The sequence below is a fragment of the Hallella sp. genome (genome assembly GCF_037460745.1).
In the GTDB taxonomy this organism is placed as follows: domain Bacteria; phylum Bacteroidota; class Bacteroidia; order Bacteroidales; family Bacteroidaceae; genus Prevotella; species Prevotella faecis.
The window spans coordinates 1-13,437 of sequence record NZ_JAXVAE010000137.1; the positions used below are offsets into that span (position 1 = coordinate 1).

The window sequence follows — 13,437 nt, forward strand, 5'->3', positions numbered from 1 at the left end:
GATGTTTAGTTACCTTTTGCGGAGATATTCATTTTTGTTTTATAGAGGAAAGGTATAATATCTTTGCTATTCATGCAAGTAATCTTACATTTTTTTGATTCAAAACAGCATTTTAGGGGTGTTGGGGGCGCAGAGCGTCTGCGCCTGTTGCGGATTGTTTTGACTAAAGTTTCGGATTTAGTTTCAAACGGGCTGAATGACCGTTCAAAACGAATGCAATCAAGCATGCTTGAATTGCTGAGGTGAAGCCAATAATGCATAGCAAAGCCCAATGAGCGCATAGCCCAGGGCAAGCGAAGCGGGCAGGCTGAACTAACAGTCAACGGCGCGAAGCGTGCGGGCTGAAAGCCCAATGAGCGCATAGCCCAGGGCAAGCGAAGCGACACCCTGGGTATTAATCGTATTTTCATTGGTGCGCCCTGGAAGGGCAAAAGCATTCATCCTTATGTGGATTTTGCTCAGTGACTGTGCCATATTTATTACGCTTTTGCTCTTTCAGAGCGTTAATGGGTATGTTGTTCGTATTCATACCCAGGGTGTCGCTTCGCTTGCCCTGGGCTATGTGCTTGTTGGGCCTTCAGCCCACCCTGCCTAAATCCGAAACTTTAGGTTTTGATCATTATAGGTGTAAAAAAGGCGAAAGGCACCCATCGGCTTTGCCGTTTAGCCCTTGGCAACGTTGCAGGCACGAAGGAGACCGGAGGGGCTCTTTGCAATTGCAATGTTGTTTTTTACAGCGTTATGGGTCAACAGGTCGTATCTTTGCAGCAGACAAGAAGATGTAAACACAAACGATTATGTATTGGATATTATTCATCGGCATTGCAGTGGTTAGTTACCTGGTGCAGGCCAACCTGAAAAGGAAGTTTGAGAAATACTCGGAGGTCACCGTGGCCTCGGGAATGACGGGAGCGGAGGTGGCTCAAAAGATGCTTCGCGACAACGGCATCTTCGACGTGAGGGTTCAGCCCCACGAGGGGTGGCTGAGCGACCACTACGACCCGAGCTGCAAGACGGTGAACCTCTCGCAAGACGTGTACCACTCCAACTCGGTGGCAGCGGCAGCGGTGGCAGCCCACGAGTGTGGCCACGCCGTGCAGCACGCCCGGGGCTACGCGTTTCTCCGACTGCGCTCGGCACTGGTGCCCGCCGTGCAATTCTCCAGCAGCATCATGACATGGGTCATCCTGGGCGGCATACTCCTGATCAACGTGTTCCCCACGCTGCTTCTGATAGGCATCCTGCTGTTTGCGCTGACCACGCTGTTTAGCTTCGTCACGCTGCCCGTGGAGATCGACGCGTCGAGGCGCGCCACCCAGTGGCTGCAAGGCGCCGCCATTACCAGCCACATCCAGCAGCCCATGGCCGTCGACGCCTTAAGGTCGGCCGCTTACACCTATGTGGTGGCGGCCCTGTCGAGCCTTGCCACGCTGGTTTATTACCTGTCGATATACCTATCGAGAAGAGACTGAGGGCGCTAAGGGGGGATGGCCCCATTTTTGTCTCTTTTTGAAACGTTGCAGATGCGAATGGGCAACAATCGTTGCTTTCGTCTGCAACGTTGTTTTTTTTGTTACCCACCCAACCGTTTTCGTAATTTTGCGCCATAATCATTTATTATGGCAACAAACGACGTGTACAAAAGATTGTGTTTGGACAACAACTCCAAGGAAGTTTTGCAAGGCAAAGGGGGCAACATCATTCCCCCACCCGAGAAGGAACCCCTATGGAAAGGGTTCTTGGAGAAATTCAAGGACCCACTGATCATCGTGCTCTTGGTGGTGTTCTGTTTCTCGGTGATGGTGGCAACCTACGAGGTGTGCTGCCAGGGAGCGCCGCGCAGTTCGTTCATCGAGCCCTGCGGTGTGCTGGTGGCGCTGCTGCTGGCCACAGGCGTGGGGTTCTGGTTTGAGGTGAAAGCCGCCAAGGAGTTTGACGTGCTCAACCAGGTGAAGAACAAGCGCAAGGTTCAGGTTATCAGAAAGATAGACGGACAAGCCAAGACCCTCTATGTGCCCAAGCACGACGTGGTGGTGGGCGACATCGTGAAACTGGAGGGTGGCGACGAGATACCCGCCGACGGCATCGTGCTGAAGGCCAACAACCTCATGGTGGACGAGTCGAACTTCACGGGCGAGCCCTACGCCTCGAAGAACGCCGACGGCGCCGTGGGCGACAAGGAGGTGGCCTACCCCGCCAACATGCTGCTGCGCAGCTCGACGGTGATCGAGGGCGAGGCCGTGATGCAGGTGCAAAAGATCGGACTCGACACGGAGGAAGGCAAAGGCGTGGTGCAGGCCAGCCAAGACAGCAACGTGAAGACACCGCTCAACCGACAACTCGAATACCTGGGACGCTTCATCTCCCTGGCCAGCTTCGTCATTGCGGGCCTCATCGTGGTGGGCCGATTGGCCTACTATTACCTCACGGTGGTGAGCGCGGGCGGGTTCGAGTGGTTAGGCTTCTTCCAGGTGCTGATCAACTCCATCATGATTGCCGTGGCCCTCATCGTGGTGGCCGTGCCCGAAGGACTGCCCATGAGCGTTACGGTGAGCCTGGCCCTGAGCATGCGCAAGATGCTGAAAGAGAACAACCTCGTGCGCAAGCTCCACGCCTGCGAGACCATGGGCGCCGCCACCGTGATCTGCACCGACAAGACCGGAACGCTCACCGAGAACAAGATGCGGGTGATGGCATGCTTCCCTGAGGAGGGTGTGGACATGGACCTGCTGGCCCGCGGCATCGCCATCAACTCCACAGCCAACCTCTCGACCGACGAGCACGGCGCGCCCCAAACCATCGGCAATCCCACCGAGGGCGCGCTGCTCAAATGGATTGCGGCAAAGGGCTACAACTACGAGGCGCTGCGCGAGCAGGCCAACGTGGCGCAGGTGGTGCCTTTCTCAACCGAGATCAAACGCATGGAAACAACCACCGTCGAGGGCGAGCGGTTTGTGAAGGGAGCGCCCGAGGTGGTGATGGGCTTGTGCAACGACTTCGGCGCCATCGACAAGCAACAGGCGCTGACGTTGCTGGCCACCTATCAGGCCAAGGGCATGCGCACCCTGGCCTTCGCCTACCAGCACCACGGCGCGCTGGCCCTGCAGGCCATCGTGGCCATTGCCGACCCCGTGAGAAGCGATGTGGCCGAGGCCATCAACACCTGCCGAAACCATGCGCACGTAAGGGTGATCATGGTGACGGGCGACAACGCCCTGACCGCTGGCGAGATAGCCCAACAGGCAGGACTCGTGGAGCGTGGCGAACCGGTCGTGGCGCTCACAGGAGCCGAGTTTGAGGCCCTGACCGACGAGGAGGCGAAAACGTTGGTGGGCAACGCCGAGTTTAAGATCCTATCGCGCGCCAAGCCCAACGACAAGGCCCGCCTGGTAGGACTGTTGCAGGAACGGGGCGAGGTGGTTGCGGTGACGGGCGACGGCACCAACGACGCGCCGGCCTTGAAGAAGGCGCAGGTGGGACTCTCCATGGGCGATGGCACGGCACGCGCCAAGGAGGCCAGCGACATCACCATCATCGACAACTCGTTTGCAAGCATCAACACCGCCATTCTCTGGGGCCGCTCGCTGTATCTCAACATCCGTAGGTTTGTGGTGTTCCAAATGACCATCAATGTGGCGGCCTGCCTCATCGTGCTCTACGGCGCATTTATGGGATTGGACTCGCCGCTCAACGTGACCCAGATGCTTTGGGTGAACCTCATCATGGACACCTTCGCAGCCATGGCGCTGTCGTCGTTGCCCGCCGACCCCAGGGTGATGAACGACTATCCGCGAAAGACCAACAGCAAGATTATCGACCGGGGCATGATGAAGATGATTCTGGGATCGGGCCTGGTGTTCTTCGCCATTCTCGTGGGAATATGGCAGATGCTGAGCCATGGCGACTACATGAGCTTCGAGGCGCTGCTGAGAGATTTCGACATCGACCATCTCACCGACTTCTCCGCCGCAACCCACGTGCGCAACCCACACGAACTGGGCATCTTCTTCACGTTCTTCGTCATGTTGCAGTTTTGGAACATCTTCAACGCCCGCTATTTCCGCACGGGCAGGAGTTTGGTGGAAGACCTCGCCGACATGGTCCGACGGCCTTCGTCGATCAAGCGGCACTACAGCACCGGCTTCGCCTTCGTGCTCGTTGTGATACTCGTGGGACAGTTTCTCATAACCAACGTGTTTGGCAAGATGTTTGGCGTGGAGGCCTTGTCGGCCACCGATTGGTTGCTCCTCGTCGCCGTCACGTCGCCCGTTCTCCTGATCGGCGAAGTGTTCAGGCTGCTGCGCAACCGCTTGGCACGAAGGTAAATCCCGGCCTGCGCCCCATCCTGGCGCAGGCCGAGTCATGATTTGGGATAAAAGCCCGCATGGCTTCGCGTTGTTTTGACACAAAACCATTATCTTTGCACCCTCAAAACGCACGGCCCCATACAGTCACTATCCCGAATAGGATCGTCAGGGCGTAGACTGGACAAGGGTGCGACAGGCGTGCTTTGTAGATTCTTGAGCAACAAAATGAAACATCAGACAAACGCATTGGGACATAGACGGGCGCGTGGCTGGAGGGCCGCGGCCGGGTTGGCAATGGTGGCGACACTGCTGCTGGCAAGCTCACCGACGGCCGGGGGCAAGAGCATCGACCCGCAACGGGCAGCGCTCATAGCCCAGCGCTACGTTAGGTTGGCGGGGGCAGGCGCGGCTCAGGCACCGGCACGTGGCGTGGTTCCGACATCTGGCGCACCTTATTATCTATTCAACGACGCCCGTGGCAACGGTTTTGTTGTCGTGGCGGCCGACGACGAGATGGGTGAGGTGCTGGCCTACGGCACCGCCGGACCTTTGGACACGCTCAATGCCAACCCCTGCGTGAAATGGCTGTTGGAGGGTTATCGCCTTTCGTATGAGGCATTGCGCCAGGGCAAGGGTCGCTCACGGGCGCAGGCAAGCCGCAATGGGGCGCCATTTGACAAGACCGTTGAACCGCTGCTGACGAGCAAATGGGGACAAGGGCACCCGTTCAACGCAATGACGGGTTATCCCTATAGCGGATGTGTGGCCACGGCGGTGGCGCAACTGATGTATTACCACCAATGGCCCGCACAGGGACAAGGCGCCAACACCTACACCGTGACCTACTACAACACGACGAAAAGCGCCGATTTCAGCCTGTCGCACTACGACTGGGAGCACATGCTACCCTCCTACCGCTATCCCGTGAGCGCCACCGCCGAGGAGGAAGATGCCGTGGCTTTGCTCATGAACGATGTGGGCACAGCCTCGTTTATGCAGTACACCCCCAGCGCCAGTGGCACGCAGGGCGTATTTGCCTACCAGGCGCTGCAAAAGCATTTCGATTACACGGCGGCCTATGTTACGAGAGCCACGGAAGGTCCCAATCGCTTTGCCGAAATACTGCGACAGGAATTGCTCAACGGTTGTCCCGTTTACCTCGAAGGGCGCCCCGCCGGATCGGCCTCGGGCCATGCGTGGGTGACCGACGGATTCGACGAGAACGGCCTGTTCCACATGAATTTCGGTTGGGAGGGACAAGGCGACGCCTATTATTCGATCACCAACCTCAGCGTGCCGGAAACCGGAGGCGAGTTTCAGGGCAAGCCGTTGGCCTTCAACCGTGCCGTGACGGCCATCCTGGCGCATCCCAACAATGGAAAATATCCCGACATCGACCGTAGTCTTCTGTAATCGTCTCCCCAACTGATGTTCAACGAAGGCGGCTCGCTAAGGCTGCTGGGATCGGTCAACAAGACGTTTGGCACACAGGCCACGGTGAGGGTGGAGATGAGCTCGTTCGTCAACCGCGGCAAGCCGTTCCGTGGCGATGTCGGCGTGGCCGTTTGCGACAAAAGCGGGACATTCGTGCGAGTGGCCTATAGCGACGACCATGCACAGGGCGGACTGACGCAACGCATCTATGGCAACAACCACGACGGCATGATGGGAACCGACTATCTCATCAATGAGGCGCAACCCATTGGAGTAGACCTGGCCCACCTGGACGATGGCTATTACCGCCTCGTTCCCGTGTGCGTGGCCCGGCACGACGATGGCACGTGGGATGCGCCAATCCGCATGAAGAAAGCCCCTACCATTGAGGTGCAACTGGCCAACACCTGCGGACGCATAGCCGAGATGTGCACCGACACCGCCCATTTCCAACTGATGGCGCAGCCCCGGCTGTCCGCCAAAGCCGAGCAAGGGGCGAAGGTGCGTGCCTTCTTCACCGTGAAGAACCTCAACGGTGTGCCACGCGATTGCTACCTGAGGGTGCTGCTGCTCGACGAGCGCCAAGCCGTGGTGCTCAACACTCGCGTCGAGAGGCCTACAGAGATCGAGGGCTTTTCGGAGGCCGAGATACCCATCGTGCTCGCGTTGCCCACCCATTTGGCTCCAGGTCGCTACAAGGTGCAACTGGAGTTGACGGCCGACGAGGATGGAACCCAGCGCTATCCCATCAACCCAATACACGACTGCGACACGGCCTACCTCGAAGTGGCGAAGGCTGAGGAACGCCCATTGCTGGCGAAGGCCGAGGTGTTTCTGGCCGACGACTCGAACGACAAGGTGGAAGAGGGCTATATCGACCTCGCCAAGCAGTCGCTTTTCAAGCTCGGCGTGGCGCTTCGCGCATCGGAAGGCCGCACCTACGAAGGTCCCGTGAGGATGTGGAGCGAAGACATGGCGACAAAGGAGAGAACACAAGTGCAGGGCATCGACGACGAGGTGATCGTTTCGTCGTCTTACGATGTGCCGCTCTTCAGCTATTGGTTGCGCAAGGGCAACCTGCCATGGGCCGACGGCCACACCTATCGCATCATCGTGATGGAACAATGGGAGGGTGTGGATGTGGAACTGGGGCATGCCGATGAACCTTCTTATTGCCTGAAACGCGAGGGCGATCTCGTTACCCTTTTCAGAGGCACGCCCACACAGATAGAAGGCGTGCAAGCCTTTGGCGTGAGACGCGAGGGCTGTAGACTCGTGGTTTCGGGCAGTGGGACGAGAACCGTGAGACTCTATAACGCGAATGGTCAGCTGGTGAGACAGATATCGACCCGTGGCGAACAGGCTGTGGTGTCGCTGCGAGGCATGCCAAAGGGTGCATATTTGCTACGATTGGAAGGCAAACGGAATGGCTGCTGGCGAATCCTTTGGGACGGACGCTGACGTGCCTTCTTCCACATGATGGACGTTGTAGGTCCATTGGGAATGACGGATCTGACAGGCCATTGTGCATGGAGAGCGATTGGCTTGGACATAACGAACGACTGGCTTGGCTAAGGAATCCCGCCTCAGTTATTCGGGCCGCGCTTTGGCGGTGGGCCATTTTTGTTGTACCTTTGCAGCAGAGAAGTGTTTCTGTTACAACACAAACCCACCAACCATGTTTCAAAACCGCAATAAAAAAGGAGAACTTTTGAAAAAGCGACCGTCGGCGATGCTGTCGCTTTTGCCTATCGCCGTGCTTGTGGCGATGCTCATCGCCACCATCAAATCGTTTGGTAGCGACGCCCTCAGCGGCGCCTCGCAAATAACGCTGCTCACCGTGGCCGCCTTCTGCGTGCTCATCGGCATGGGCTATCTCAATGTGCCCTGGGCCAGCTTCGAGAAAGCCATCACAAAGAACGTGTCGAGCGTGTCGAGCGCCTTGGTCATCTTGCTGCTCATCGGCGCCCTTGGCGGCATTTGGATGGTGAGTGGTGTGGTGCCCGCCCTTGTGTATTATGGCGTGCAGATCATCCATCCCAACATCTTTCTTGCCTCCACGTGTGCCATCTGCGCCTTGGTGAGCGTCATGACGGGTTCGTCGTGGACCACCATCGCCACCATCGGCATCGCCCTCATGGGCATTGGCCGGGCGCAGGGCTTCGCCGATGGATGGGTGGCCGGAGCCATCATCAGTGGCGCCTACTTCGGCGACAAGATATCGCCTCTCTCTGAAACCACCACGTTGGCATCGGGAAGCCTCGGCGTGCCATTGTTCAAGCACATACGCTACATGCTCATCACCACAGTGCCATCGATGGCCATCGCCCTCATTCTCTTCGCCATTGGCGGTCTGCTCACCAACAGCAGCAACGCGCAAGACATCGACACATTTACGCAGGCCATCAGCCAACGCTTCAACATCACGCCGTGGCTGCTCTCGGTGCCTGTGCTGACAGGTGTGCTCATCGCCCGCCGTGTGCCGCCCATCATTACGCTTTTCCTATCGTCGCTCTTGGCCGTGGGCGCCGCCATGATTTGGCAGGCCGACGCCCTCAGGGAGATCGACCCATCGCTCTTCCGCGCCGCCATGCAGAGCCTGTGTGGAAGCACCTCGCTCCACACCGACAGCGACATGCTCACATCGCTCGTCGCCACACGCGGCATGGGCGGCATGATGAACACCATCTGGCTCATCATCTGCGCCATGTGCTTCGGCGGAGCCATGTCGGCCTCGGGCATGGTGGGCGGCATTACCCGTCTGTTTATCCATCTCATAAAGGGCCGCACCTCGCTCGTGGGATGCACCGCCACCACGGGCCTGATGCTCAATGTGGCCATCGCCGACCAATACCTGTGTATCCTGCTCACGGGCAACATGTTTCGCGACGTGTACGACAATGAGGGCTATGAGCGCCGATTGCTCAGCCGAACCACCGAGGACGCCGTTACCGTAACCTCCGTGTTGGTGCCCTGGAACACTTGCGGCATGACGCAGAGCACCGTGCTTGGCGTGTCGACCTTCTCTTACCTGCCTTATTGCTTCTTCAACCTGCTGTCGCCGCTGATGAGCGTAGTAGTGGCGGCACTCAACTATAAGATATTCAGGCGCAAACCGTTAGCCGAACAAAATTAATGATTTTTAGGTGCCTATTCGTTTGAATGTGGAGAAAAACGTTTATCTTTGCATAAAACGACGAACCTATGGCCAAATTTATCAATCCGTTCACCGATATCGGTTTCAAGCGAATCTTCGGACAGGAGATATCGAAGCCCTTGATCATCGACTTCCTCAACAGTCTGATGGAGGGCGAGGAGCACATCGAGGACATCACGTTTCTCGACAAGGAGCAACCGGCGCTCTATGAGGATGACCGATCGCTCATCTACGATATCTACTGCCGGACGGAGCGTGGCCACAACATCATCGTGGAGATGCAAAACAAGTCGCAGCCCTACTTCAAGAACCGTAGCATCTACTATGTGTCGGAGGCCATTGCGCGACAGGGCGAACGCGGATCGTCGTGGCAGTATGCCATCGACGCCGTGTACCTGGTGGCGTTTCTCAACTTCAGCCCGATAGACTTCGACAAGAAGTTTCGCACCGACGTGACGCTGACCGACAAGGAAACGCACAAGATGTTCTCCGACAAGGTACGCATGACGTTCATGCAACTGCCCCTGTTTGACAAGGAAGCCGACAACTGCGACAACGATTTCGATAAATGGATTTATGTGCTTAAAAATATGGAAACATTGACACGACTGCCATGGGCGGCCAAGAGCTCCGTGTTCCAACGCCTGGAACAGATTGCCGACGTGGCCTCACTGACAAAACGGGAGCGCATGAAATATGACGAGGGACTTCGCAAGTACCGCGACACCCTGTCGGTGCTCGAAGGCGCAAAGCAAGACGGCCTGGCCGAAGGACGAGCCTTGGGGCGTGCCATGGGTCATGCTGAGGGCTTGGCTGAAGGACGAGCTGAAGGACGGCAAGAAGGCTTGGCTGAAGGACGACAAGAAGGCCGACAAGAAGGCTTGGCTGAAGGACGAGCTGAAGGACGGCAAGAAGGCGCCAACAGCGAGAAGCAGGACACCGTCAACCGGTTGCTTGCTGCAGGCACAAGCATCGACGTCATTGCCATTGCCACAGGTCTCTCGAAAGAAGAGGTCGAGAAACTGATAAAGTAAGACTATCGGCCATGGTCGACCGAGAAATGCCCAGCGTGTTTCCCCACGACTTATGTTACAAACACGGATTACGCTTTAGAGAACAAACATCATGTTGGTTAGAAAAGCGCAATCCGTGCTTTTTTATGAAATGCCAGCCTCAACTTACACAATATCCCAAACAACCACTAACGAAAACAAGATAATCCAATGATCAAGAAATTACTATCAATCGCGCTCTTCGCCCTGGCAAGCCTTACATCGTTGGCTCGCCCGCATGGCGAAGCATTTGCTATCCTTATTGAGAAAGCCAACATTACCGGACAATGTTTCCAGTTCTACGACCAATGGTCGACCCAAGACGTGGAGGACATCTGGAACCAAGGCAGAAACGCCAAGTCGGTGAACTACACACGGGCAGGATGGCTTGCCATCTCACAAAAAGAAAGTGCGGATCAAAAATACAAGTACAACTCATTCAAGGAGATCAAGAAAGCGGCTGACAACGAAGCGAAGAATGGCATCTTCCTACATTCGCTGACCCTGGCAGAAGTGGGAACACGCTGGTACTGGATTGGCCTCTCCGAGAATCGTCCCAACATATCGCGTCAGGTAGTGGAAATGGTGAAAACCAGCAAGCTCAACCAATGGATGGCCGAGAAAGCCCAACAAGGCCTGAAGGTGATCAACTGCGCCAGGAAAATAACCGAGTGTGCTGTCGTGGCACACGACGGAACCGACATCGACCGCCAGGAGGCCTGCCTCTATGAGACGGCTCAAGAAGCGCTCGACGACGTTAAGAGGCATTGGGAGGCAGGATGGCGCGTCGGCCTGATCGACGTGTCACCCATGAACAAGTACACCATCGTCTACAACACCTACACCACACCGCGCGAAGGCGAACAGTATCTGGCTTTCTGCGATTCCAGGGAGAGTGCCAAAAACTTCATCAATGAGCACGCTCACAATGGTTACTTCATCACTCATGTGGGTGGAGCGTTCTACCCTGGCGCTACCGACGAGAACGGCAACCCCATGTCGTTCATGCAAATCATGAGCGGACTGGTTTCCACCACTGCCAACCTCGTAGGATCCATCAATGGCGGCAAGGATGGCGGTGGTGCAACCGTCGGTGGAGGAAGCGACGGTGAGACGGCCAACACCGCATCGTGCCGCACCCAGGAAGATTATCAGAGGGAATATGACAAATGGGCAGAGAAAGCACGCCACGCAGCCTTGTCGCATTATAAGAGCAGCAAGATCGACAACCAAACCGGGCACAAGTCGGGCGAGATAACAGCTGGCAACCGCAAAATTCTTCGCGGCTACCAAAAGCTCATGCGAGGGGTAGCCGACGCCGCCTCAAAGGCCGGATTCACCCTAAAAAGGGCCGACATAGAGTCATTCGTTCCCTAACCACAGCTCCTGGCAGGCCCACTGGCCGACGGCCAGGGTGAAGCGGCCATGATCTCATAGCTTCACGTTGCGGATGCACGTGTTGCATGAATACCAACGTTTTCGTTAAGCCAGATGAGCAGAGCTAAGTTTACTTAAGCTATGCCATGGCGAGAAAACGTGCCATGAAATGGAAGGTTTTCGTTAAGCCAGATGAGCAGCGCTAAGTTCACTTAAGCTCTGCCATGGCGAGAAAACGTGCCATGAAATGGAACAAATGACCAAGCATACCATCAAATTCTGAACCCAGAGGGAGTGCTTTTACAAACAGATTCCGTAAATTTGCACCTGCCCGTTGATGTTACGAAATGACAAAACGACACCTGTCGTACCCAACGAAGCGACATGACACTTGTCGTAAGATGATAACGCTTTAACAAGACAAAGATATGAAGCCTTACAAATTTGAACCCTACCTGAAAACCACATTATGGGGTGGCTATCAGATTGCGCCTTTCAAGGGAATATTCACGGCGCAGCCCAATATCGGTGAGAGCTGGGAAATAAGCGGCGTGCCCGGACACGAGAGCGTGGCCATCGACCGCGGACTGGTGGACGACATCGACATGGGCCTCACACTCACCCAACTCATCGACAAATACAAAGGACTGCTCGTGGGCAACAAGGTTTACAAGCATTTCGGCAATAAGTTTCCGCTGCTCGTGAAATTCATCGACTCGCGACAGGACCTTTCCGTGCAGGTGCATCCCAACGACGAACTGGCCATGGAGCGCCACGGCTGCGCCGGAAAGACGGAGATGTGGTATGTCATCAAGAGTGATGTGGGGGCGAAAATTTACAGCGGCCTCAGGAAAAGCATCACGCCCGACGACTATGAGCGGTTGGTGAGCGCCGACAATGAGGAGAATGGCGAGAACCCAATGGCTTCGGTCATCGCCACCCACGAGGCGCACGACGGCGACTTGTATTTCCTGCCGGCGGGACGACTGCACGCCATTGGCGCCGGCAACTTCCTGGCTGAGATTCAGGAAACATCCGACATCACTTACCGCGTGTACGATTTCGGACGCAAGGACGCGCATGGCAAGCCGCGCGAGCTGCATATCCAGGAGGCGCGCGACGCCATCGACTACCAGGTGTGGCCCGAGTATCGCAGCAGCTACGACAGCACGAAGCCCATATCGCAACTCATCAACTGCCCACACTTCATCGTTCACCGCGTGGTGGTGCAGGTGGCCTCGCAAGTCGATTTCAAGACCGACTCGTTTGTGGTGGTCATGTGCCTGTGGGGTGAGGCCAACATCAATGGCGTGCACATCCATCAGGGCGAAACCATCCTGGTGCCGGCCTGCGAGAACGTGCTCTACATCTTTGGCAACGCATCGTTCCTCACCGCCACGCTTTAGCGGGCGCTGATGTGGGAAGCGCCCGCCAAGGCGCTACCATTCCACCCACAAGGGATGGCGAAGGTTTCTCAGGGTCTCATCGATCCTGAGCTGCCATTCCCTTTGGGTTCTCACATCATATCGGCTCCATGCGGCACCGAAATAATAGGTTATCCTTTCGCCGTCCTTGAGGTTGCGCCTAACGCCCAGCGCATGGCCCACAAACTCCCAGTTGACAAGGTCCTTCGAGTGGAGAACAGGCAACCCGGGAATACAGTTGAACGAACTCGCCGTGAGGTAATAATCGTCGCCCACGGCGACCACATCTGGGTCGCTATAGTCGGCGTAGAGCACCGGGTTGGTATAGGTGCCGTCCCCATTGTCGGGGCACCACGTCTTAGAAAGTTGCTGGGCGCCCGCCGTATGCCACAGCAGGAGGCCCAATAATAACAAGCCGTATCTCATTTCATCAGTTTTTTTATATGAAATACGAGCGGGAACGGGGAAACACTTAAAAGCACGAGCGGCTATAAGGCTTTAAGGCTTGTTGGCGCCTGTTTCGAGCAGGCTTCTGCATAAACACCGCTATCATCAACGCCAAGCTAACAATGGAGCCTGCAATCCGACAGGCTCAACCTAAGGAAGGTAAATTAGGTGAAACTGTTGTCGGTATCCACCAATTATCCCAAGCGGGTCTAACCATCGGAAATGAAAGGATAGTAAGG

General features: G+C 56.3%; 10 protein-coding genes and 1 pseudogene. 8 read left to right on the forward strand and 3 right to left on the reverse strand.

Going from position 1 to position 13,437, the window contains the following annotated elements; all coding sequences use genetic code 11:
* Positions 1-312: 312 nt before the first annotated feature.
* Positions 313-474, reverse strand: a complete 162-nt coding sequence (locus tag WKK33_RS09415) for a hypothetical protein (RefSeq protein ID WP_337933573.1) — start codon at positions 472-474, stop codon at positions 313-315.
* A gap of 323 nt (positions 475-797) precedes the next feature.
* Here WKK33_RS09415 and WKK33_RS09420 point away from each other — a divergent pair, with 323 nt between their 5' ends.
* From WKK33_RS09420 to WKK33_RS09455, 8 genes are all read left to right on the forward strand, one after another.
* Entirely contained in the window at positions 798-1,472 is a 675-nt protein-coding gene (locus WKK33_RS09420) for a zinc metallopeptidase (RefSeq protein WP_337933575.1), read from the forward strand.
* 147 nt (positions 1,473-1,619) lie between these two features.
* Positions 1,620-4,325 (forward strand): calcium-translocating P-type ATPase, PMCA-type, encoded by a 2,706-nt coding sequence (locus WKK33_RS09425; RefSeq protein ID WP_337933576.1) that lies wholly within the window; start codon positions 1,620-1,622, stop codon positions 4,323-4,325.
* 207 nt (positions 4,326-4,532) lie between these two features.
* A complete protein-coding gene (locus WKK33_RS09430; protein ID WP_337933578.1) occupies positions 4,533-5,720 on the forward strand; it encodes a C10 family peptidase in 1,188 nt (395 codons plus the stop codon).
* A 15-nt stretch (positions 5,721-5,735) separates the two neighbouring features.
* Positions 5,736-7,202: a T9SS type A sorting domain-containing protein gene (locus WKK33_RS09435; protein WP_337933579.1), complete on the forward strand. Its 1,467-nt coding sequence runs from the start codon at positions 5,736-5,738 to the stop codon at positions 7,200-7,202.
* Between the two features lie 250 nt (positions 7,203-7,452).
* The gene (locus WKK33_RS09440; protein ID WP_309439106.1) at positions 7,453-8,877 is read left to right on the forward strand and encodes a Na+/H+ antiporter NhaC family protein; all 1,425 of its coding nucleotides are present in this window, start codon (positions 7,453-7,455) and stop codon (positions 8,875-8,877) included.
* A gap of 68 nt (positions 8,878-8,945) precedes the next feature.
* Complete coding sequence (locus WKK33_RS09445) at positions 8,946-9,932, forward strand: Rpn family recombination-promoting nuclease/putative transposase (protein ID WP_337933580.1); 987 nt, start codon at positions 8,946-8,948, stop codon at positions 9,930-9,932.
* Positions 9,933-10,121: 189 nt separating this feature from the next.
* Positions 10,122-11,327, forward strand: a complete 1,206-nt coding sequence (locus tag WKK33_RS09450) for a hypothetical protein (RefSeq protein WP_337933581.1) — start codon at positions 10,122-10,124, stop codon at positions 11,325-11,327.
* Positions 11,328-11,755: 428 nt separating this feature from the next.
* Entirely contained in the window at positions 11,756-12,733 is a 978-nt protein-coding gene (locus WKK33_RS09455) for a type I phosphomannose isomerase catalytic subunit (RefSeq protein WP_309439103.1), read from the forward strand.
* A 33-nt stretch (positions 12,734-12,766) separates the two neighbouring features.
* Here WKK33_RS09455 and WKK33_RS09460 read toward each other — a convergent pair whose 3' ends face one another.
* Complete coding sequence (locus tag WKK33_RS09460) at positions 12,767-12,934, reverse strand: DUF4861 family protein (protein WP_337933583.1); 168 nt, start codon at positions 12,932-12,934, stop codon at positions 12,767-12,769.
* Positions 12,908-13,177, reverse strand: a pseudogene (locus WKK33_RS09465) (family 43 glycosylhydrolase); the annotation flags it as partial. The pseudogene WKK33_RS09465 and the gene WKK33_RS09460, both read right to left, overlap by 27 nt.
* Positions 13,178-13,437 lie beyond the last annotated feature (260 nt).

Bases quoted from the DNA above. Each gene is read 5' to 3' on its own strand.
- WKK33_RS09430 (WP_337933578.1), top strand. From the start codon at position 4,533: ATGAAACATCAGACAAACGCATTGGGACATAGACGGGCGCGTGGCTGG.
- WKK33_RS09445 (WP_337933580.1), top strand. From the start codon at position 8,946: ATGGCCAAATTTATCAATCCGTTCACCGATATCGGTTTCAAGCGAATC.
- WKK33_RS09420 (WP_337933575.1), top strand. From the start codon at position 798: ATGTATTGGATATTATTCATCGGCATTGCAGTGGTTAGTTACCTGGTG.
- WKK33_RS09450 (WP_337933581.1), top strand. From the start codon at position 10,122: ATGATCAAGAAATTACTATCAATCGCGCTCTTCGCCCTGGCAAGCCTT.
- WKK33_RS09455 (WP_309439103.1), top strand. From the start codon at position 11,756: ATGAAGCCTTACAAATTTGAACCCTACCTGAAAACCACATTATGGGGT.
- WKK33_RS09425 (WP_337933576.1), top strand. From the start codon at position 1,620: ATGGCAACAAACGACGTGTACAAAAGATTGTGTTTGGACAACAACTCC.
- WKK33_RS09415 (WP_337933573.1), bottom strand. From the start codon at position 474: ATGGCACAGTCACTGAGCAAAATCCACATAAGGATGAATGCTTTTGCC.
- WKK33_RS09435 (WP_337933579.1), top strand. From the start codon at position 5,736: ATGTTCAACGAAGGCGGCTCGCTAAGGCTGCTGGGATCGGTCAACAAG.